Here is a 20,965-nt window from a genome sequence, read left to right on the forward strand (position 1 = left end):
GCTGAATGCTGGAGCGCGAGTAAATCGCACTGCCGGCATTCTTTTTTTTGTCATAAATAGCATATTTCGTGGGATATCTCCACCTTATGACACCACGAAACGACAACATGGGCGTTCTGCCGCCATAAAGGCGCATTGATCAATACATGTTTAACAATCACCGGATTTTGTATGGCTGATTAATTCCCGGGAATTAACTCATGAAAAAGATCGGTCCCGCTTCCTTATATTAATAGGAAGAAACCCCTTTTTATTTTATCGCACATAAGAACACCTTTTATTTACTCCTGCTTTTAAATTTTTTTATTATGCTATCCAATTTCTTATTTTATTAAATCAAAATCATAATTTGTATTTTTCTTTTAATTTAACTTTAATTTCATATTAATCTTAATTTTCCCCATTAATCCACAAGAATATAATCATTATTATTATTTTAATATAAAAGTGTGAAAAAGCCACTTGACATGGCTAGTATTCATGATATATAATCAAGTCACAAGGTTGTTAGTCGTTACTAACTCAATCATAAGATAACCTTTTCCTTATAAAATTTGAAACGAAAGGAGAACTACTATGTTTAATCAAATAAAATTACCTTATGCGTATGACGCTTTTGAACCCTATATCGACGCCCTCACCATGGAGACCCATTATTCCAAGCATCATGCAGCTTACACCAAAAACTTAAACGATGCTGCACAGAAGGCCGGTCTTGCAGACAGGGAAATCACCTCCCTCCTCTCCTCACTGGACAGCATTTCCGATGAATCCCTCCGGAAGGCCATCCGTAACAACGGCGGAGGCTTCTACAATCATAATCTCTACTTTTCCACCATGAGCCCGAACGGCGGGGGACAGCCCGTTGGCAGCCTCAAAGATGCGTTGGAAAAAGCTTTCGGCAGCTTCCCCGCCTTTCAGGCTGAATTAAGCAGCCTGGCTGCCGGCCAATTTGGTTCCGGCTGGGGATGGCTGTCGGCCAACCGGGAAGGCAAATTGGTCCTTTCTGCCAGTGCCAATCAGGACAACCCGCTCATGGAAGGCGGCGGCTTTATCCCCATATTGGGCATTGACGTTTGGGAACACGCCTACTACTTAAAATATAAGAATCTCAGGGCCGATTATATTAAAGCGTTCTTCAACGTTATTGATTGGAAGGTTGTCGCCGGCAATTATGACAGCGTGGTGAACGGCTGAGTGAACGGAAATGCCGCTCCATAACTAAATTTATAGTTACGGAGCGGCATTTCCATTCTACAGTTTTTATAGGAACAGATGACCTTTCATTTTCTCATTTTATATTTTTACATGCAGCTTATTGATGCTGCTAATTCCAGTAAAGTAAAAGAATCTCCTGTCTTATTGAACCGGAAAAGGAGCCGCTGCTCCATGGCTGATTACTCAGCTATTTTACAACGGCCCCTGATTAGCAATTAGAATTATTTAATTCAATAATGAATTAGTCCTCTACAAATACAGCTTCAATTTCCTTGCTGCTGTTAACTTTATAGCAACGGTCATCACCATCTTTTGCTTTGCTCTTGCTCTTCTGAACATTTCCGGCTGTGTTAACCAGTCTGTATTCAATCTGATTACCCTTATCATCGGCATGATCTTTTGCTGCAGCTTTTACATCATAATACTCATCGTAATCATCTGCTTTTCCTTCCGGAATAGAAGAAGTTGCATCCACATCTTCCAAGAATTCTTCTGTTGTTAATAATTTAATTTCTTCATATCCTTCTGCTGATTTTACAGTCTTAACAACAGAATACTTATCATCCTTGTCAGCCTTCATCAGCATACCGCCCAGATAATACTTATCATCGTCAACGCCGAACTTACCCTGACCTTTTGTGCTGCCAGACTTGTTGAATAAGAAGGAGAAAGAATCTCCATCAATTTCTACATTCTGTTTTCCGGTCTTCATTGCGCCATCATCTTCATCACCGAAATAATATAACTTATAGTTTGCGACAGTATATAACTCCGATACATTGTCCTTAAATTCATCTTCTGTATCAAAGTGGTAATTTGCCAAATCATCATCACCCTGTACATCCTCGATATCAGTTGTGCTGTTTCCTTCAAACTTAATGGCAACCAGACCATCCTGCATTACACCATATGAATCAAAGGCGTACTTTTTGCCATTGATTGTCTTGATTTCTGAAGCAACCAGCTTACCATCTTTATCAGAATAGTACCAGTTAGACTCATCATCATTATAATCTTCAACGCTCAGATAAGAATCCGGAACAACCTGGAACCAGCCCTTTGTTACTCTGGCGCCGTCTTCTGGGCTTCCGTAATATCTGTAACCTTCCGTATATTTTTTACTTCCCTGAGTGCTGTTACTATCTGTAGCTGTTCCTGCTGATGCCACAGTCGTGCTAGGTGAAGCTTCCCAGTTAACCCACTCAGCGTTCATACGGCCATCTTCATCAAAGCTGTATTTCTTACCGTTGATGGTCTTGCCCTTTTCATCTACCATTTTCTTACCATTGGTCTTGAAATAGAAATAACGGGTCTGTTCCTCATCATCAAACAGATTGTCACTGGAAACACCACGATCAGTATCATCATAGTTGTTATCGGTAATGTCCAGATATTCCCACTGACCGGTTCTCTGCGCGCCATCGTTTTCATCGCCACAATAGTAAATACCTTCGCGCCAGTCATCATCACCGGTTACTCTTTCACCATTGTCATCAATCCAGCCATATAACATCTTTCCTTCATCATCAAAAATGTACTTCTTACCGTTGATGGACTTAAAGGAAGCATTGCTGCCTGTTGAAGAGCTCTTGTATGCCTTACCGTTAGAGCCGAAGTAGTACCAATGATTCATTGGTTCATCTTCATCATCACCGTCATAATCCTCATTTTCCATGGATACCCACTTGTTGGTTACCATAGCACCGTTCTCATCTACATAGTAGTAGTTATCATCATCCTCAACCAGATAATCGGTAGCCATTTCGCCGTCTTCGTTTAAGTAAAACCAGTTGTCTCCTGATTTTGCCCATTTCTCGGTCTCTAAATCTCCGCTCTTATTGTAGTACACCCATGTACCATTTTCTTCCTGCCAGCCTGTTGCTGCGAAAGAGGACATGGAAGCGCCTAATGCCAGCAGTGCTGCTGTGGATAATACAGCAACTAATTTGGTCTGCTTTCTCATAATTAATGCACTCTCCTTTTTTCTTTTTGAAATACTTTCTGAAATTCCTAATTGCATCACGAGGTAATTATACTTCTAATATTGGAAATTATCGAAAGCAACGGGTGTTTTTCATACATTTAATCAATATTTTTTACTATTTTTTCGAAATTTTCTTGATTTTTTTACATGATATTTATATACTTGTGTTAAACTGTTTTTGCATCATTGTACGAGGAGAGAGAAAAGATATGACAAAAGAAAATACTGTAACTGATTCAGAAGCAGAGAAAAAAAGTGCCGCCGAGCAAAGCCTTGATGATTTCCATGATTATCTGGAATTCAACAACATGTCACCCAATACCATTCATGTTTATTTATATGCAGTAAAACAATTTCTTGGATTATATCATGTGATCAGCCATGATAATCTGATGCTTTATAAATGTTATCTCATGGAACATTACAAGCCACAGACAGTCAACTTGAGAATCAGGGCCCTCAACTGTTACATGGAGTCCTTAAAGCTGTCCTCCTCTAAAATGCTGATGATACGCGTCCAGCAGAAAACATTTCTGGAAAACGTTATCAGCCAGGCAGATTACGAATATTTAAAAAAATGTCTGATACGCTCCGGAAACATGCTGTATTATTTTGTCATACGTTTTATGGCAGCCACAGGCGTCCGGGTCAGTGAACTGGTACAGATCAAGGTAGAGCATGTAAAATGCGGCTATATGGATATTTACTCCAAGGATAATAAAATAAGAAGAATCTACATACCCAGAAGCCTCCGTATTGATGCACTGAAATGGCTCCATCAGATTGACCGGGTAAGCGGATACGTATTTTTAAACCGATACGGGGATCCGATCACACCTGCCGGGATCCGGGGCCAGCTAAAAAAATTTACCGTCCTTTACGATTTGGACCCCAAGGTTGTTTACCCCCATTCCTTCCGTCACCGATTTGCTAAAAATTTCATTGAAAGTTGTGGGGATATTTCCATGCTTTCCGATATTTTAGGGCATGAAAGCATCGAAACCACAAGGATCTATCTTCACCGAAGCAGCACCGAACAAAAACAGATCGTAAATCAAATTGTGAATTGGTAGGACATTATGTTAAATGAAGAATTGCTGAATGATTTTAAAAGATTCTTGAAGAAAAAGAATTTGTCGAACAATACTATCACAGCCTATGCGGGCAGTGTCCGCCTTTTTTTCAATATGTATAAAGAAATCACGCCGGAGAACCTTCAACGTTATAAAAACTACCTGATCACCCGCTACCGGCCGACAACCATTAACCAACGGATCTATGCCATAAATCACTATTCCCGTTTTCTGGCGGAAACGAGTGGAGAGGAATTCATTTTAATAGCTTCTTACCACCTGCCTTCTGTAAAGGTCCAGCAAAAAACATTTCTGGATACGGTTATTTCAAACGAAGACTACGAGCTCTTAAAAAGTAAATTAAAGGAAGAAAAAAATTACTTCTGGTATTTTACCGTCCGCTTTCTGGCAGCAACGGGCGCCCGGGTCAGCGAACTGATCCAGATCAAGGTGGAGCATTTAAACCTGGGTTATCTGGACCTTTATTCCAAAGGCGGAAAGGTACGCCGTATCTATTTCCCCGATTCACTCTGTGAGGAGGCGCTGGACTGGTGTCATGGACGGGGCAGGCAAAGCGGTTTCCTCTTTTTAAATAAAGACGGACATCTGATTACCCCCCGTGGTATCAATTTTCAGCTGAAGCATCTGGCCAGGCGCTATGGGATAGATCCCGACACGGTTTACCCCCATTCCTTCCGCCACCGTTTTGCAAAAAACTTTTTGTCCTGCTTTAATGATATTTCTCTATTAGCCGATTTAATGGGGCATGAAAGCATTGAAACCACAAGAATTTATCTCACCCGTTCCAGCAGGGAACAGCAGCAGCTCCTTGACGAAATTATCACATGGTAGGTGCATTTTTTTACATTTTTGTTTATTTTTATCTATTTTTACGGTATAATTTCGAAAAAGGAGGATACTATACCATGATAATTTCTTTTCGTTTTAAAAACTTCCGTTCCTTTCTGGAGGAAACTTTTATCGACATGAAAGCGGTTAATTACAAGGAACACCCAAACCATTTGGTAATGGCCGGTAACAAAAGACTGATTAAGACTCTGGCTGTATATGGAGCAAATGCCAGCGGGAAAACCAATCTTTTTCTCGCTTTAGCCAGCTTTCACTCTTTTATTTTCTGGCAGCTTTTTTCACTGAAGGACATCCCCAGAAAACATTTTATGTCGATCCTGCAGTTCAGCTCTATGGATAAGATCCTTCCATTTCATACGGATGAAGAAGACCCCCAGCCCACGGAAATGGAACTTTCCTTTATTAGCGGTCAGCGGATCTATGAATACGGCTTCTCTATCTGCGGACAGAAAATTCTCACGGAACATCTGACAGTGGATAGCCATGTGGTATTCACACGGACGGCCGGTGAGCTTTCCATCGGACGCCAGTATGAAAAAGCCTTACGCCAGAGAACAGGGATCCGTCCTCACGGCAACCGGTTATTCTGTTCGGTTTTATTGTGCCTGGATATTCCCGAAATCTCAGCAATTATGGAACCTTTTGAAGCCTTTTTTTCGAAACAGATTGCTTATTATTATGATTTCCTTGAACCCTTCCAGCTTGCAGGGAATATGATCATGGATGGCAGGATATACAAAGCCCTTGAGTGCCCCGATGCGCTCAATTATGGTTTAGCACAGCTAAGAAAGCTGGGAATCCCTGCAGAAGAATTTATTGTTGACAGGGGAATCCCTAAGCTTGGATACCGTTTTAAATCCCGGGCTACCGGTGAATACCGGATACACTATATGGACCATACAAAGGTTTCTATGGGGACAATGAAATATCTTCAATTATTCATAAAGATTTATTATCTGTCCAAAAGTGGAGGTGTTCTGATCATTGATAACATATCAAATGAGTTCCATCCGACCGTGACAAAATTTCTTATAGATTCTTTTCAGCAGGAAAAAAATAAAAATATACAGCTCATTTTCACAACCTATGATATCTCGATATTAAATAACCAGCAGTTCCGCCGCGATGAAGTGGCTTTTGTGGATATCAACGAATATCAGGAATCCAGGCTCTACACCTTAGCTGACATAAAAGTCCGGTCTGATGCCAGCTTTTCCAAGGACTATCTTTTAGGTAAATACGGAGCGATCCCTCTTCTTAAAGATTGCATTTTCTAATTATTGAAAAAAGTCATACTGCCAACGGCATATGTCTTTTTTTAATTTAAAAGGTGGATATCCGCAGTAGCTTTGGAATGAATATCTAATACAATGTTGCATTCCGATACATGCTGGTAATTGATGTCAAGGGAATAGGCTACCTGTACCTTTAAGCGGTCCTCTTCCTCATCAATCCGGATATCATTGGTATTTATCCCAATCATAAGTTCTCCGAAGGGCGTGGCATAGCAGGATATGCTTTTCTTATCCTTTTCAAATGTCATATGAACGCTGGAACTGCCGCGTTTGATGATTTCCAGTCCTGACCGGCGGATCTTGACGGTGTTCTTGATCACTCCCTCCGCTCCTTCCTGAATCTCATCATACAGGATGTAGTGATTGCCGTTCTTCAGAAAATAATCTCCGGCCGTTATCATCTCTACTGCATTGTTATCATCTTCTACAATCTGCATCCCGCTGATGCTGATCAGAACATCTCTAGTCATAGTAAAAACTCCTTTAAAACTTCTCGATATTTATCTGTTTTGTCTCTTTTACCTGTCCCGGAAGAATGGATGCAGCAAAATCCGTGAACTTCTCCGCCAGGTCGCTGACATAGAAGCAGTATTTTTCTGCGCAATTGACTTCCGGTTCACATAACAGGCCTTTTTCTTCCAAAACCTGTTTTAATTCCAGAGCGGTTTCATAGGCGGGATTCACAAGAGTCACCTCCGGCCCCATCAGTCTTCCGACGGTGGAACGCAAAAGAGGATAATGGGTGCATCCAAGTACCAGTGTGTCAATATACTTGCCCTTTAATTCACTTAAATACCTGGAAGCGATTTCATCCGTAACGGAATCGTGAAGAAGACCTTCTTCCACCAGCGGTACCAGAAGAGGGCATGGTTTTCCGGTCACGTCTATGTCCGCCCTCATTTCCTTCAAAACTCTGGTGTAAACTCCGCTGCGTATGGTTCCTTCCGTTCCAATGATACCGATTTTTCCGTTTTTTGTGGACGCAACAGCGGTTTTCGCTCCGGCATGGATCACGCCGATAATGGGAACAGCCAGCTCCTTCTCCACGGCCTCAAGGGCATAGGCTGTCGCGGTATTACATGCAATTACAATTGCCTTCACATCCTGGGTCAGGAGAAACCGGATGATCTGCCTGGTAAAATGGATTACCGTACTGCAGGATTTATTGCCGTACGGCACTCTGGCCGTATCCCCGAAATATACGATCCTCTCATCCGGCATCTGCCTCATGATCTCCCTTGCTACCGTAAGACCGCCCACACCGGAATCAAATACCCCTATGGGTGAATTTCTATCTGCCATCGAACTTCTCCCCTACAGCTGGCAGCGGCCCATAGCGTGTTCCATCAGCCGGTCAACCAGCTGATCTTTATTTACTCCGGCTGCTTCCCAAAGCATGGGATACATACTGATAGCGGTAAATCCCGGCATGGTATTGATCTCATTGAATACCACGCTTCCATCTTCTTTCACAAAAAAGTCTACCCGGGCCAGACCATAACCGTCTACCGCCTGGAAAATAGCCTTAGCGTCCTCTCTCACCCGTTCCGCTGCGCCAGCCGGCAGAGACGGATTTACAACTGTTCTGGAATCAGAGTTATAATACTTGGCATCAAAATCGTAGAATTCTGCTGCCGCAAGAATTTCACCTACTCCCGAGCTTTCAACCGGTACGTTACCGCCTCCAAATACTGCGCATTCGATTTCACGGCCCACAATCATTTCCTCTACCAGTATTTTCCGGTCATGCCTTGCCGCTTCTAATAAAGCCGCGATGAGTTCCTTTTGATTATTAGCCCGGCTGACTCCCTTGGAAGATCCGGCATTGGACGGCTTTACAAAAACCGGATAGGAAAACCTGCCTTCCACCTTTTCCACGATCCCGTCCATATCTTTTAAATCATGCCGTATCACCGGTACATAGGCAGCCTGGCTGACACCTAAATCCTCTACAATGATCTTTGTATATAATTTATCCATGGAAACAGCGGAAGCCAGCACGCCACAGCCTACATAAGGGATACCGGCCAGATCCAAAAGCCCCTGGATGGTCCCATCCTCTCCAAATAAGCCATGGAGCACAGGGAATACCACATCCGCCTTTACAAGCTCCGTTTTCACTCCATCCATGAAAACAACGCATTTCATGGTTGCATCCGGGGAAATAATGGCAGAAACCGTACCGTTTCTCCATGTACCATTCTCGATCTCTGCCGCCGAATCCGTCTTAATCCAGCGGCCTTCCTCTGTGATCCCAATCAAAACTAAATCATATTTTTCTCTATTAATATGGTTAATGACATTGATGACCGACATACAGGACACAATGTGCTCCGAAGACTGGCCGCCAAATAAAACAACCGCAGTTTTTTTATCCATTCTTATCTCCTCACCAATTTCTTGATTTTACAGCGTTTATATTATAGCACATATGGTTACAATTACAAATAGATTCCAGAAAAAAGGAGGAACCCCTATGAAACGAAAACGTGATTTATTCTTATGTATTACATGCTTATTGCTTGCATTTTTATTTACTCTGTCGGAAGGAAGGCAAAAGGATGAAGCCCTGGCCGCACGCATCGCTCCGGAAATCCTGCGTTTTCACGTGCTGGCGAACAGCGACAGCACAGAAGATCAAAAGCTGAAATTAAAAGTGCGTACCCTGCTCCTCAATTCAATATATGAAAACCTGGGAGAAAGTGCATCCCTGGAAGAAACAAAAAGCTATGTTCTCTCCCACAAGAACAGCCTGGAAGAAGAGGCTGAACACTACATGAAAAAACTGGGATATGATTATCCCGCACATATGGAACTGACCAGCTACTACTTTCCTACCAAAACCTATGGCGACATGGTATTCCCCTGCGGAAACTATGAAGCCGTCCGGGTAAAAATAGGCGAAGGAAAAGGACGCAACTGGTGGTGCGTCCTTTATCCTCCGCTCTGCTTCGTAGATTCATCTTATGCAGTCGTACCCGATACATCAAAAGAAATACTCCGGGAATCCATCGATGAGTCCGATTATAAAAAAATCAGCCGGGAAAGTCCGAAAATCCATATCCGTTTAAAACTGGTTGATTTGTTTTCCAAAAAACCACAGCCTACTGTTCCGAAGTCATAATAATTCCGTCAACCGCCCACTGATAGGTATCATAAGCCTGATACAGGGTGTTATAGGCGCTCTGCTTTGCGCTTTCCGCCTGTAAAAATGCCATCTGGGCCTGCAGGTTACTGATCTTGCTTAACATGCCAAGCTGGAAGGAGCGGTCCGCNAGGTCGCTGACATAGAAGCAGTATTTTTCTGCGCAATTGACTTCCGGTTCACATAACAGGCCTTTTTCTTCCAAAACCTGTTTTAATTCCAGAGCGGTTTCATAGGCGGGATTCACAAGAGTCACCTCCGGCCCCATCAGTCTTCCGACGGTGGAACGCAAAAGAGGATAATGGGTGCATCCAAGTACCAGTGTGTCAATATACTTGCCCTTTAATTCACTTAAATACCTGGAAGCGATTTCATCCGTAACGGAATCGTGAAGAAGACCTTCTTCCACCAGCGGTACCAGAAGAGGGCATGGTTTTCCGGTCACGTCTATGTCCGCCCTCATTTCCTTCAAAACTCTGGTGTAAACTCCGCTGCGTATGGTTCCTTCCGTTCCAATGATACCGATTTTTCCGTTTTTTGTGGACGCAACAGCGGTTTTCGCTCCGGCATGGATCACGCCGATAATGGGAACAGCCAGCTCCTTCTCCACGGCCTCAAGGGCATAGGCTGTCGCGGTATTACATGCAATTACAATTGCCTTCACATCCTGGGTCAGGAGAAACCGGATGATCTGCCTGGTAAAATGGATTACCGTACTGCAGGATTTATTGCCGTACGGCACTCTGGCCGTATCCCCGAAATATACGATCCTCTCATCCGGCATCTGCCTCATGATCTCCCTTGCTACCGTAAGACCGCCCACACCGGAATCAAATACCCCTATGGGTGAATTTCTATCTGCCATCGAACTTCTCCCCTACAGCTGGCAGCGGCCCATAGCGTGTTCCATCAGCCGGTCAACCAGCTGATCTTTATTTACTCCGGCTGCTTCCCAAAGCATGGGATACATACTGATAGCGGTAAATCCCGGCATGGTATTGATCTCATTGAATACCACGCTTCCATCTTCTTTCACAAAAAAGTCTACCCGGGCCAGACCATAACCGTCTACCGCCTGGAAAATAGCCTTAGCGTCCTCTCTCACCCGTTCCGCTGCGCCAGCCGGCAGAGACGGATTTACAACTGTTCTGGAATCAGAGTTATAATACTTGGCATCAAAATCGTAGAATTCTGCTGCCGCAAGAATTTCACCTACTCCCGAGCTTTCAACCGGTACGTTACCGCCTCCAAATACTGCGCATTCGATTTCACGGCCCACAATCATTTCCTCTACCAGTATTTTCCGGTCATGCCTTGCCGCTTCTAATAAAGCCGCGATGAGTTCCTTTTGATTATTAGCCCGGCTGACTCCCTTGGAAGATCCGGCATTGGACGGCTTTACAAAAACCGGATAGGAAAACCTGCCTTCCACCTTTTCCACGATCCCGTCCATATCTTTTAAATCATGCCGTATCACCGGTACATAGGCAGCCTGGCTGACACCTAAATCCTCTACAATGATCTTTGTATATAATTTATCCATGGAAACAGCGGAAGCCAGCACGCCACAGCCTACATAAGGGATACCGGCCAGATCCAAAAGCCCCTGGATGGTCCCATCCTCTCCAAATAAGCCATGGAGCACAGGGAATACCACATCCGCCTTTACAAGCTCCGTTTTCACTCCATCCATGAAAACAACGCATTTCATGGTTGCATCCGGGGAAATAATGGCAGAAACCGTACCGTTTCTCCATGTACCATTCTCGATCTCTGCCGCCGAATCCGTCTTAATCCAGCGGCCTTCCTCTGTGATCCCAATCAAAACTAAATCATATTTTTCTCTATTAATATGGTTAATGACATTGATGACCGACATACAGGACACAATGTGCTCCGAAGACTGGCCGCCAAATAAAACAACCGCAGTTTTTTTATCCATTCTTATCTCCTCACCAATTTCTTGATTTTACAGCGTTTATATTATAGCACATATGGTTACAATTACAAATAGATTCCAGAAAAAAGGAGGAACCCCTATGAAACGAAAACGTGATTTATTCTTATGTATTACATGCTTATTGCTTGCATTTTTATTTACTCTGTCGGAAGGAAGGCAAAAGGATGAAGCCCTGGCCGCACGCATCGCTCCGGAAATCCTGCGTTTTCACGTGCTGGCGAACAGCGACAGCACAGAAGATCAAAAGCTGAAATTAAAAGTGCGTACCCTGCTCCTCAATTCAATATATGAAAACCTGGGAGAAAGTGCATCCCTGGAAGAAACAAAAAGCTATGTTCTCTCCCACAAGAACAGCCTGGAAGAAGAGGCTGAACACTACATGAAAAAACTGGGATATGATTATCCCGCACATATGGAACTGACCAGCTACTACTTTCCTACCAAAACCTATGGCGACATGGTATTCCCCTGCGGAAACTATGAAGCCGTCCGGGTAAAAATAGGCGAAGGAAAAGGACGCAACTGGTGGTGCGTCCTTTATCCTCCGCTCTGCTTCGTAGATTCATCTTATGCAGTCGTACCCGATACATCAAAAGAAATACTCCGGGAATCCATCGATGAGTCCGATTATAAAAAAATCAGCCGGGAAAGTCCGAAAATCCATATCCGTTTAAAACTGGTTGATTTGTTTTCCAAAAAACCACAGCCTACTGTTCCGAAGTCATAATAATTCCGTCAACCGCCCACTGATAGGTATCATAAGCCTGATACAGGGTGTTATAGGCGCTCTGCTTTGCGCTTTCCGCCTGTAAAAATGCCATCTGGGCCTGCAGGTTACTGATCTTGCTTAACATGCCAAGCTGGAAGGAGCGGTCCGCCTTTCCCTTTTCCAACACCGCTTTTTCGTAAGAGGTACAGGAAGCATCATATGCAGATTTTGCCTGTATCACCGCCTGATAAAGGGACTGCATGGTTACGGCAACATTCTGCTCTCCCTCGGAAACCCTGTCTTCCTTGTTCTTCATCCCGGTCGTAGTCTGATTGGATTTCCCATGACGTTCGGAGATGAGGTTATAGTTATTTCCTATGGCTTTTGCCGTGTCAGCCTCTAAATCAATGGCAGATATAGCTCCCATATCCAGTTCCGGAATCCCACCGATCGTTGGCGCTGCATCCGTAGAATACCCGGTCATAAAACACAGGGACCGCCGCAAACTGTCAATGGTATTGTTTATGTTCAGAAGAGAGGACTGGGCGGACAGTACTTCCTTATTGGCGGACAGCAAATCTGCTTCCGTTGCCATTCCAAGCTGATGGCTTAACTTCTGGGCTTCCAAAGCTGCAGAGCTGATCTCCGCTACCTTCTGAAGCGTGGCCTGGCTGGCCACAGCGCTGTTATAGCCGATCATTACCTGATTGGCATAATAAGTATAGTTTTTCGCAGCATAGGTGATATTGGAATTCACCGAGGAATTGGGACGGCTCATGTACTCTAAGGACCTTCCCATGCCTTCTGCTGAGATTTTCATTTTCTTTACCGTCCCATCCAGGATCATGTATTGCTCCATTCCTTCCGGGGTGTTTGTGGCACCTGAATCCTTTAATTCATCTGCATCATCTTTAAGGTCAGATATAGAGAGTCTCATCTCATCGTGGATGTACTGTAAATTGCCTATGGAATTATTGATAGTATCTACAGTATTTAACATACTGGGATTAAAATACCGGACCAGATCCGGCAGCTCATCAAATTCAATGGCCTGATCGTTCAGTTTGCTCCATTGCTCCTCTGTCACCCCATCCGGAATGGGTTCTTCTGCCTGACCGGGACCGACTGCCCCGTAAGATGGCATGACCGTAGCTGCAGTGAGCAAAGCTGCCAGGCAGAACGATTGAAAACATCTTCTTCTCATCTCATCAGCCTCCCGCCGAAGCCAGCCCATTTACTGCGTTATCATAAGTCTGAACTGCCTGGAACAAAGTAAGCTCAGCCGTCTTTACGGCAATGCTCTTTGTGTTATACGCATTTTTCTGCTTTTGGTAATCCAGCTGGCTCATCATGCCGACCTGATGTTTCCGCTCGGCCGTATCCATGTTTTTGCTTTCCAGATCGTATTCCGCAGCCGCCTGTTCATAGGATGCCTTGGCCTGCAGAACTGCCTGATAGCTCTTAACAAGTTCCGTGTTTATGTTCTGTTCGTTACTGGAAATCGTTCGTTTCAATGTATTCTTGGTGATGTCCGCCATTGCATTTTCCAATTTCCGTTTATTGATTTTCAAGGTGTAATTATTCTGAAGGGCGGTTTCCTTATCCGTTTCCGGGTTCATGGACGCAATGCGTTCCATATCCACGGCCGGAATATCCTTTATTTCGGGAGCATCGTTATACTTCCAGCCCAGCATAATACAGAGCTTCTGCCTTGTCTCTTCGATTGATCCACGAAGTTTTTCAATGGAGGTCTGGGTATTTTGTATGCTCTCCTGGGCTGTCAGCACGTCGGTCTGGGTTGCCATACCTGCGCTCTGCTTTGCCAGTGTGGACTGGTATACCGCCTGCTGAAGCACTAAACTGTCCTCTGCGCTTTCCAGCTCATATGTCTGCTGAAAATAGGAAATCATGGAAGACTGGGCTGTTGCCACCAGATTTGCTTCTTCCTGATCATAAGTGAGCTGGTATACAGTAAGATCCTCTACGTTTTTGTCTGCCTGCTCATCAGCCGTTGCGGCATTGACCGCATTCTGGGCGTCTGAAGCCGGATCATCTCCGCTTATAGAACTCCGGTAATCGCTGGCCGCATCCCGGTACTTTTGGGCATAATCGTCGCTGGTGATCCGGTCATCCTTTTTCTTGTCATTGATATCAAGCTGGTTTTTCTGGACCGTCACATTGTATTCATGAATCAGACCTGACAGTTCATCATACTCCATCACATTATCTTTAAGCTTCGCCCATTCCTCCGGGGTCCTGGCAAATTCCGGACTGCCGGCCCAGGCTGTGGCCGCCGGTCCGGAAACAGTGAGCACTGCCGCAAGACAGCATGCGCTGATCTGTTTCCATTTTCTCATCCTGAATCCTCCTTAATTGGGATTTTTATGCTGTAATATATGCACTCTTATCTTACCATATCTTTTTTGAAACTTAAAAACCACTTTCTTCCAGCAGGGAACCGGATATCCCAAAAGACATGGTCCCCTGTCATACTTTTAATCCGGCATTTCACTCTTATCCACCTTGCCGCTCATAAGAGAATAATATACCGGCAGCATCAGCAGAGAGAGGATCGTGGAAGCAGTCAGACCGCCAACATTGACCAACGCAAGGCCCTGCATGGTTTCACCACTGTCTCCCACCGCCATGGCCATAGGGATCATGGAGACTACCGTAGTAAGGGTGGTCATAAGAATGGGACGAAGTCTGGTCGCACCTGCTTCAATAAGGGCGGTACGTTTATCCATGGAAGAGCGGTATTGATTTACCGTATCCACATATAGGATACCCGAGTTTACTACCGTACCGATGAGCATCAGGAATCCCAAGAGCGACGGCATACTGATGGCGACACCCGCAGCCGCCAGGAATCCAAAGGAACCAATCAGACTGAACGGGATGGTGGTCATAACCATCATTGAGAATTTAGGTGATTCAAACTGGGCGGCCATAACTACGAATATCAGAAAAACGGCTATGGCGATCGCCCTTAACAGATTGCCAAATTCCTCCTGCATGGATTCATCTTCACTGTTTTTGGCTCTTGTAACAGTAGTGTCCAAATACTTGTTAACGACTTTCTGATCAATTTCCTTTATTGCTGCCGCTTTGTCTTTGTTCGTCTTGACCTCATCGGTAAAGGAACCTGTAATGGTAACTAAATATTGTTTGTTCTTTCTGCTGATTGCAGATGGGCTGTCTTCATAACCGATGTCAGCGATATCCGTAAGAGCTACGGAACCGCCTGAGCTGTTGGGAATCATGATTCCTTCTACCTTATCAAGCGTATCATAAGTATCTTCCGGATATTCTACCTGTACGTCAACATCCTCTCCTGCCACTTCCATGGTGGTCGCTTTCGTACCGCTCAGCATACTGTTTAACAGTCCGCCTACGTTGGATGGAACAACTCCTTCTGCTGCTGCTTTTATGGGATCTACCCGAACCTTGATTATTGGTGCCGCATTCTCAAGATCAGAATGTACCTTGATCAATTCCGGACGTTCCGTCAGCTCTGCCACCATCTGATCGGAAATACTTTTCAGTTCATCAAGCTGAGCGCTTTGAAGGATTACTTCAAAATCATTGCTGCTGCTCATCATGCTCATGCTGGAAGAAGACTCCACGGTAATATTACAGTCCGGAAGCTGGTTCATTTCCTTTTTCCACTTATTTACAATCTGATTGGTAGTAAGCTTTCTGTCATCCTTCAGATAGGCGGTCAAAGTTCCCTTCGTACCGCCGCTAAAGCTTAAGCCGCTGCCGCCATAGCTGACCATATAAGATTTTAAATCCCCTTCACTGGTGACGATGCCCTCCAGCTTCTGCAGGATCTTATCCGCTTCCTCTACCTTAAGACCCGGTTTCATCTCCGCACTGACGGTTATCGTTCCCTGATCAACTGCCGGCATCAGTTCAAAGCCAAGTTTTGTGGCCAGGAAAAAGGAGGCAACCAACAGCAGGACCGAAACGATCATAACCATCGCACGTCTGCGGAGCAGCTTATCGACCAGTTTACGGTAGCCGTTCTGCATGGCTCTAACGATACCGCCCATAGGAGAATTCTGTTTTTCAATCGGACGGAACCGGCTGTAACAAAGAGGAACAATGGTCATGGCGGAAAGCAGGGAGGCCAGCATACAGAACACAATGGTATAGCCCAAAGGCTTAAACAGCTGACCGGTCATACCTTCCAAAAGAGCCAGAGGGATAAATACAACACAGGTCGTAATGGTACCGCCAAGAATGGATTGTAATACGACTCCCGTACCTTCCAGCGCCGCATTCATATATTCCCGGAACCCGGTCCCTTTTTGTGAACGGAAGCAGCTTTCCAGTACAACAATGGAGTTATCCACCATCATACCTACACCAAGAACGATACTGCTCATGGTGATAACGTTCATGGAAAAGCCCATGGCGGACATTAAAATCAGGGATACCAGAATGGATACCGGAATAGAGCTTCCGACGATCAGAGACGCCTTGATATCTCCGAAGAACAGGAAAATGATGATCATGGAAATGACAACTGCCATAATCATGGTGTCCTTAACGCTGCTAAGCGCTGATGTGATCTGATCACTGGTATCATCAATAACAACAATATCCAGATTCGGATGTTCCTGCTTTAATGTATTGATCGTCCGGGTTACAGACTTTGATACATCGACCGCACTGTCCTTCTNCTTTTGGTAATCCAGCTGGCTCATCATGCCGACCTGATGTTTCCGCTCGGCCGTATCCATGTTTTTGCTTTCCAGATCGTATTCCGCAGCCGCCTGTTCATAGGATGCCTTGGCCTGCAGAACTGCCTGATAGCTCTTAACAAGTTCCGTGTTTATGTTCTGTTCGTTACTGGAAATCGTTCGTTTCAATGTATTCTTGGTGATGTCCGCCATTGCATTTTCCAATTTCCGTTTATTGATTTTCAAGGTGTAATTATTCTGAAGGGCGGTTTCCTTATCCGTTTCCGGGTTCATGGACGCAATGCGTTCCATATCCACGGCCGGAATATCCTTTATTTCGGGAGCATCGTTATACTTCCAGCCCAGCATAATACAGAGCTTCTGCCTTGTCTCTTCGATTGATCCACGAAGTTTTTCAATGGAGGTCTGGGTATTTTGTATGCTCTCCTGGGCTGTCAGCACGTCGGTCTGGGTTGCCATACCTGCGCTCTGCTTTGCCAGTGTGGACTGGTATACCGCCTGCTGAAGCACTAAACTGTCCTCTGCGCTTTCCAGCTCATATGTCTGCTGAAAATAGGAAATCATGGAAGACTGGGCTGTTGCCACCAGATTTGCTTCTTCCTGATCATAAGTGAGCTGGTATACAGTAAGATCCTCTACGTTTTTGTCTGCCTGCTCATCAGCCGTTGCGGCATTGACCGCATTCTGGGCGTCTGAAGCCGGATCATCTCCGCTTATAGAACTCCGGTAATCGCTGGCCGCATCCCGGTACTTTTGGGCATAATCGTCGCTGGTGATCCGGTCATCCTTTTTCTTGTCATTGATATCAAGCTGGTTTTTCTGGACCGTCACATTGTATTCATGAATCAGACCTGACAGTTCATCATACTCCATCACATTATCTTTAAGCTTCGCCCATTCCTCCGGGGTCCTGGCAAATTCCGGACTGCCGGCCCAGGCTGTGGCCGCCGGTCCGGAAACAGTGAGCACTGCCGCAAGACAGCATGCGCTGATCTGTTTCCATTTTCTCATCCTGAATCCTCCTTAATTGGGATTTTTATGCTGTAATATATGCACTCTTATCTTACCATATCTTTTTTGAAACTTAAAAACCACTTTCTTCCAGCAGGGAACCGGATATCCCAAAAGACATGGTCCCCTGTCATACTTTTAATCCGGCATTTCACTCTTATCCACCTTGCCGCTCATAAGAGAATAATATACCGGCAGCATCAGCAGAGAGAGGATCGTGGAAGCAGTCAGACCGCCAACATTGACCAACGCAAGGCCCTGCATGGTTTCACCACTGTCTCCCACCGCCATGGCCATAGGGATCATGGAGACTACCGTAGTAAGGGTGGTCATAAGAATGGGACGAAGTCTGGTCGCACCTGCTTCAATAAGGGCGGTACGTTTATCCATGGAAGAGCGGTATTGATTTACCGTATCCACATATAGGATACCCGAGTTTACTACCGTACCGATGAGCATCAGGAATCCCAAGAGCGACGGCATACTGATGGCGACACCCGCAGCCGCCAGGAATCCAAAGGAACCAATCAGACTGAACGGGATGGTGGTCATAACCATCATTGAGAATTTAGGTGATTCAAACTGGGCGGCCATAACTACGAATATCAGAAAAACGGCTATGGCGATCGCCCTTAACAGATTGCCAAATTCCTCCTGCATGGATTCATCTTCACTGTTTTTGGCTCTTGTAACAGTAGTGTCCAAATACTTGTTAACGACTTTCTGATCAATTTCCTTTATTGCTGCCGCTTTGTCTTTGTTCGTCTTGACCTCATCGGTAAAGGAACCTGTAATGGTAACTAAATATTGTTTGTTCTTTCTGCTGATTGCAGATGGGCTGTCTTCATAACCGATGTCAGCGATATCCGTAAGAGCTACGGAACCGCCTGAGCTGTTGGGAATCATGATTCCTTCTACCTTATCAAGCGTATCATAAGTATCTTCCGGATATTCTACCTGTACGTCAACATCCTCTCCTGCCACTTCCATGGTGGTCGCTTTCGTACCGCTCAGCATACTGTTTAACAGTCCGCCTACGTTGGATGGAACAACTCCTTCTGCTGCTGCTTTTATGGGATCTACCCGAACCTTGATTATTGGTGCCGCATTCTCAAGATCAGAATGTACCTTGATCAATTCCGGACGTTCCGTCAGCTCTGCCACCATCTGATCGGAAATACTTTTCAGTTCATCAAGCTGAGCGCTTTGAAGGATTACTTCAAAATCATTGCTGCTGCTCATCATGCTCATGCTGGAAGAAGACTCCACGGTAATATTACAGTCCGGAAGCTGGTTCATTTCCTTTTTCCACTTATTTACAATCTGATTGGTAGTAAGCTTTCTGTCATCCTTCAGATAGGCGGTCAAAGTTCCCTTCGTACCGCCGCTAAAGCTTAAGCCGCTGCCGCCATAGCTGACCATATAAGATTTTAAATCCCCTTCACTGGTGACGATGCCCTCCAGCTTCTGCAGGATCTTATCCGCTTCCTCTACCTTAAGACCCGGTTTCATCTCCGCACTGACGGTTATCGTTCCCTGATCAACTGCCGGCATCAGTTCAAAGCCAAGTTTTGTGGCCAGGAAAAAGGAGGCAACCAACAGCAGGACCGAAACGATCATAACCATCGCACGTCTGCGGAGCAGCTTATCGACCAGTTTACGGTAGCCGTTCTGCATGGCTCTAACGATACCGCCCATAGGAGAATTCTGTTTTTCAATCGGACGGAACCGGCTGTAACAAAGAGGAACAATGGTCATGGCGGAAAGCAGGGAGGCCAGCATACAGAACACAATGGTATAGCCCAAAGGCTTAAACAGCTGACCGGTCATACCTTCCAAAAGAGCCAGAGGGATAAATACAACACAGGTCGTAATGGTACCGCCAAGAATGGATTGTAATACGACTCCCGTACCTTCCAGCGCCGCATTCATATATTCCCGGAACCCGGTCCCTTTTTGTGAACGGAAGCAGCTTTCCAGTACAACAATGGAGTTATCCACCATCATACCTACACCAAGAACGATACTGCTCATGGTGATAACGTTCATGGAAAAGCCCATGGCGGACATTAAAATCAGGGATACCAGAATGGATACCGGAATAGAGCTTCCGACGATCAGAGACGCCTTGATATCTCCGAAGAACAGGAAAATGATGATCATGGAAATGACAACTGCCATAATCATGGTGTCCTTAACGCTGCTAAGCGCTGATGTGATCTGATCACTGGTATCATCAATAACAACAATATCCAGATTCGGATGTTCCTGCTTTAATGTATTGATCGTCCGGGTTACAGACTTTGATACATCGACCGCACTGTCCTTCTGCTGTTTATTAATGGATAATGTAATGGTATCTTCCCCATTGTACCGTCCAATTGCTTCCTGCTCTTTTGAGGTTTCCGAAATATCGGCAATATCCTCCATGTAGATGGTCTTTCCGTCGCCTGCCACCACCGGAACCTTTTTTAAGCTTTCAACCGTCTTCACTTCCACACCTGTACTGACGGATAAATCCCGCTTTCCCACTCCGGTATTTCCTGCCGGATAGGTAAAGTCAGCCGCCTTGATGGCCTGGCTGATGGAATTCATGGTCAGATGGTACTGGTTCATCTTTTCCGGTATCAGCCGGACGCTGATATAACCTTCCCGGCCGCCGCTGACATCTACACTGGCAACCGAAGAAATTTTCTCAAATTCCGGCACAATCTTATCATTCACATAGTTATAAAGATTCTCCTGGGATGGATCATTCACTGACAGGGTCACCGCAGGCATGTCATTCATGTTGAATTCCATAATGCTGGGTGTCTCCNGGGGTCCTGGCAAATTCCGGACTGCCGGCCCAGGCTGTGGCCGCCGGTCCGGAAACAGTGAGCACTGCCGCAAGACAGCATGCGCTGATCTGTTTCCATTTTCTCATCCTGAATCCTCCTTAATTGGGATTTTTATGCTGTAATATATGCACTCTTATCTTACCATATCTTT

At 45.0% G+C, this 20,965-nt stretch carries 16 protein-coding genes; 6 read left to right on the plus strand and 10 right to left on the minus strand.

The window, feature by feature from the left end; translation table 11 throughout:
* The first annotated feature begins 576 nt into the window (after positions 1 to 576).
* Entirely contained in the window at positions 577 to 1,197 is a 621-nt protein-coding gene (locus BQ9856_RS04080; protein ID WP_077609826.1) for a superoxide dismutase, read from the plus strand.
* A 262-nt stretch (positions 1,198 to 1,459) separates the two neighbouring features.
* On the opposite strand, the gene BQ9856_RS04085 is transcribed toward BQ9856_RS04080, so the two are convergent.
* Positions 1,460 to 3,181: a cell wall-binding protein gene (locus BQ9856_RS04085; protein ID WP_077609827.1), complete on the minus strand. Its 1,722-nt coding sequence runs from the start codon at positions 3,179 to 3,181 to the stop codon at positions 1,460 to 1,462.
* Between the two features lie 230 nt (positions 3,182 to 3,411).
* On the opposite strand from BQ9856_RS04085, the gene BQ9856_RS04090 reads away from it, so the two are divergent.
* From BQ9856_RS04090 to BQ9856_RS04100, 3 genes are all read left to right on the plus strand, one after another.
* Positions 3,412 to 4,275: a tyrosine-type recombinase/integrase gene (locus BQ9856_RS04090; protein ID WP_077609828.1), complete on the plus strand. Its 864-nt coding sequence runs from the start codon at positions 3,412 to 3,414 to the stop codon at positions 4,273 to 4,275.
* Positions 4,276 to 4,281: 6 nt separating this feature from the next.
* Positions 4,282 to 5,127: a tyrosine-type recombinase/integrase gene (locus tag BQ9856_RS04095; protein ID WP_077609829.1), complete on the plus strand. Its 846-nt coding sequence runs from the start codon at positions 4,282 to 4,284 to the stop codon at positions 5,125 to 5,127.
* A gap of 74 nt (positions 5,128 to 5,201) precedes the next feature.
* On the plus strand, positions 5,202 to 6,422 hold the full coding sequence (locus tag BQ9856_RS04100) for an AAA family ATPase (protein ID WP_159441940.1): 1,221 nt from the start codon (positions 5,202 to 5,204) through the stop codon (positions 6,420 to 6,422).
* 41 nt (positions 6,423 to 6,463) lie between these two features.
* Here BQ9856_RS04100 and BQ9856_RS04105 read toward each other — a convergent pair whose 3' ends face one another.
* From BQ9856_RS04105 to BQ9856_RS04115, 3 genes are read right to left on the minus strand one after another with little or no spacing between them, the layout of a single operon-like run.
* Positions 6,464 to 6,910, minus strand: coding sequence for a DUF1934 domain-containing protein (locus BQ9856_RS04105; RefSeq protein WP_077609831.1), 447 nt, complete (start codon positions 6,908 to 6,910; stop codon positions 6,464 to 6,466).
* A 13-nt stretch (positions 6,911 to 6,923) separates the two neighbouring features.
* Positions 6,924 to 7,742 (minus strand): glutamate racemase, encoded by an 819-nt coding sequence (murI, locus tag BQ9856_RS04110; RefSeq protein ID WP_077609832.1) that lies wholly within the window; start codon positions 7,740 to 7,742, stop codon positions 6,924 to 6,926.
* Between the two features lie 12 nt (positions 7,743 to 7,754).
* Positions 7,755 to 8,819: a D-alanine--D-alanine ligase family protein gene (locus BQ9856_RS04115; RefSeq protein WP_077609833.1), complete on the minus strand. Its 1,065-nt coding sequence runs from the start codon at positions 8,817 to 8,819 to the stop codon at positions 7,755 to 7,757.
* Positions 8,820 to 8,916: 97 nt separating this feature from the next.
* On the opposite strand from BQ9856_RS04115, the gene spoIIR (BQ9856_RS04120) reads away from it, so the two are divergent.
* Positions 8,917 to 9,564 carry a stage II sporulation protein R gene (gene spoIIR, locus BQ9856_RS04120; RefSeq protein WP_077609834.1) on the plus strand — a complete coding sequence of 216 codons (648 nt, stop codon included), beginning with the start codon at positions 8,917 to 8,919 and terminating at the stop codon, positions 9,562 to 9,564.
* Here spoIIR (BQ9856_RS04120) and murI (BQ9856_RS04125) read toward each other — a convergent pair.
* Positions 9,545 to 10,450 (minus strand): glutamate racemase, encoded by a 906-nt coding sequence (gene murI / locus BQ9856_RS04125; protein WP_077609835.1) that lies wholly within the window; start codon positions 10,448 to 10,450, stop codon positions 9,545 to 9,547. The genes spoIIR (BQ9856_RS04120) and murI (BQ9856_RS04125) overlap by 20 nt on opposite strands.
* Before the next feature lie 12 nt (positions 10,451 to 10,462).
* Positions 10,463 to 11,527: a D-alanine--D-alanine ligase family protein gene (locus BQ9856_RS04130; RefSeq protein ID WP_077609833.1), complete on the minus strand. Its 1,065-nt coding sequence runs from the start codon at positions 11,525 to 11,527 to the stop codon at positions 10,463 to 10,465.
* Positions 11,528 to 11,624: 97 nt separating this feature from the next.
* Here BQ9856_RS04130 and spoIIR (BQ9856_RS04135) point away from each other — a divergent pair, with 97 nt between their 5' ends.
* On the plus strand, positions 11,625 to 12,272 hold the full coding sequence (gene spoIIR / locus BQ9856_RS04135; RefSeq protein WP_077609834.1) for a stage II sporulation protein R: 648 nt from the start codon (positions 11,625 to 11,627) through the stop codon (positions 12,270 to 12,272).
* Here the strand turns inward: spoIIR (BQ9856_RS04135) and BQ9856_RS04140 are convergent.
* From BQ9856_RS04140 to BQ9856_RS04155, 4 genes are all read right to left on the minus strand, one after another.
* Positions 12,253 to 13,458, minus strand: coding sequence for a hypothetical protein (locus tag BQ9856_RS04140; protein ID WP_077609836.1), 1,206 nt, complete (start codon positions 13,456 to 13,458; stop codon positions 12,253 to 12,255). The genes spoIIR (BQ9856_RS04135) and BQ9856_RS04140 overlap by 20 nt on opposite strands.
* 4 nt (positions 13,459 to 13,462) lie before the next feature.
* On the minus strand, positions 13,463 to 14,611 hold the full coding sequence (locus BQ9856_RS04145) for a TolC family protein (protein WP_077609837.1): 1,149 nt from the start codon (positions 14,609 to 14,611) through the stop codon (positions 13,463 to 13,465).
* 138 nt (positions 14,612 to 14,749) lie between these two features.
* Positions 14,750 to 17,974 (minus strand): efflux RND transporter permease subunit, encoded by a 3,225-nt coding sequence (locus BQ9856_RS04150; RefSeq protein WP_077609838.1) that lies wholly within the window; start codon positions 17,972 to 17,974, stop codon positions 14,750 to 14,752.
* Positions 17,975 to 18,112: 138 nt separating this feature from the next.
* The gene (locus tag BQ9856_RS04155) at positions 18,113 to 20,776 is read right to left on the minus strand and encodes an efflux RND transporter permease subunit (protein WP_235839111.1); all 2,664 of its coding nucleotides are present in this window, start codon (positions 20,774 to 20,776) and stop codon (positions 18,113 to 18,115) included.
* Between the last annotated feature and the right edge of the window lie 189 nt (positions 20,777 to 20,965).

Origin of the sequence: Clostridium sp. Marseille-P2415 (genome assembly GCF_900155545.1) — a bacterium.
GTDB lineage: Bacteria > Bacillota > Clostridia > Lachnospirales > Lachnospiraceae > Lacrimispora.

Excerpts from the sequence above, each read along its gene's own strand:
- BQ9856_RS04080 (WP_077609826.1), top strand. The coding sequence starts at position 577 with ATGTTTAATCAAATAAAATTACCTTATGCGTATGACGCTTTTGAACCC.
- BQ9856_RS04085 (WP_077609827.1), bottom strand. The coding sequence starts at position 3,181 with ATGAGAAAGCAGACCAAATTAGTTGCTGTATTATCCACAGCAGCACTG.
- BQ9856_RS04090 (WP_077609828.1), top strand. The coding sequence starts at position 3,412 with ATGACAAAAGAAAATACTGTAACTGATTCAGAAGCAGAGAAAAAAAGT.
- BQ9856_RS04095 (WP_077609829.1), top strand. The coding sequence starts at position 4,282 with ATGTTAAATGAAGAATTGCTGAATGATTTTAAAAGATTCTTGAAGAAA.
- BQ9856_RS04100 (WP_159441940.1), top strand. The coding sequence starts at position 5,202 with ATGATAATTTCTTTTCGTTTTAAAAACTTCCGTTCCTTTCTGGAGGAA.
- BQ9856_RS04105 (WP_077609831.1), bottom strand. The coding sequence starts at position 6,910 with ATGACTAGAGATGTTCTGATCAGCATCAGCGGGATGCAGATTGTAGAA.
- murI (WP_077609832.1), bottom strand. The coding sequence starts at position 7,742 with ATGGCAGATAGAAATTCACCCATAGGGGTATTTGATTCCGGTGTGGGC.
- BQ9856_RS04115 (WP_077609833.1), bottom strand. The coding sequence starts at position 8,819 with ATGGATAAAAAAACTGCGGTTGTTTTATTTGGCGGCCAGTCTTCGGAG.
- spoIIR (WP_077609834.1), top strand. The coding sequence starts at position 8,917 with ATGAAACGAAAACGTGATTTATTCTTATGTATTACATGCTTATTGCTT.
- BQ9856_RS04130 (WP_077609833.1), bottom strand. The coding sequence starts at position 11,527 with ATGGATAAAAAAACTGCGGTTGTTTTATTTGGCGGCCAGTCTTCGGAG.
- spoIIR (WP_077609834.1), top strand. The coding sequence starts at position 11,625 with ATGAAACGAAAACGTGATTTATTCTTATGTATTACATGCTTATTGCTT.
- BQ9856_RS04140 (WP_077609836.1), bottom strand. The coding sequence starts at position 13,458 with ATGAGAAGAAGATGTTTTCAATCGTTCTGCCTGGCAGCTTTGCTCACT.
- BQ9856_RS04145 (WP_077609837.1), bottom strand. The coding sequence starts at position 14,611 with ATGAGAAAATGGAAACAGATCAGCGCATGCTGTCTTGCGGCAGTGCTC.
- BQ9856_RS04155 (WP_235839111.1), bottom strand. The coding sequence starts at position 20,776 with ATGGAATTCAACATGAATGACATGCCTGCGGTGACCCTGTCAGTGAAT.